Source organism: Streptomyces antioxidans, from assembly GCF_000968685.2.
Taxonomy (GTDB): Bacteria; Actinomycetota; Actinomycetes; order Streptomycetales; family Streptomycetaceae; genus Streptomyces; species Streptomyces antioxidans.
In genome coordinates, this window is sequence record NZ_LAKD02000209.1 from 1 (window position 1) to 395 (window position 395).

A 395-nucleotide genomic window follows, 5' to 3' on the forward strand; every position below is an offset into this window, starting at 1 on the left:
TGATGCCGAACGACGACACACCGGCGCGGCGCGGCCGTCCGCCGGTCTCCCACGGCCTGGGCTCGGTGAGCAGTCGCACCGCACCCGCTGCCCAGTCCACATGCGACGAGGGTGCGGCGGCGTGCAGTGTGGGTGGCAGCACACCGTGCCGCATGGCCTGTACCGACTTGATCACACCGGCGATGCCGGCCGCGGCCATGGTGTGTCCGATGTTCGACTTCACCGAGCCCAGCCACAACGGCTGGTCCCGGTCCTGGCCGTAGGTCGCCAGGAGCGCCTGCGCCTCGATCGGGTCGCCGAGCACGGTCCCGGTGCCGTGGCCCTCGACGACGTCCACGTCGGACGGCGAAAGCTCGGCGTTGTCGAGCGCCGCGAGGATGACCCGCTCCTGCGAC

The 395-nt window shown here is 71.6% G+C and carries 1 pseudogene; it reads right to left on the reverse strand.

Annotated features, from left to right (window positions below):
• Positions 1-395: pseudogene (locus tag VT50_RS37745) on the reverse strand (polyketide synthase); the annotation flags it as partial.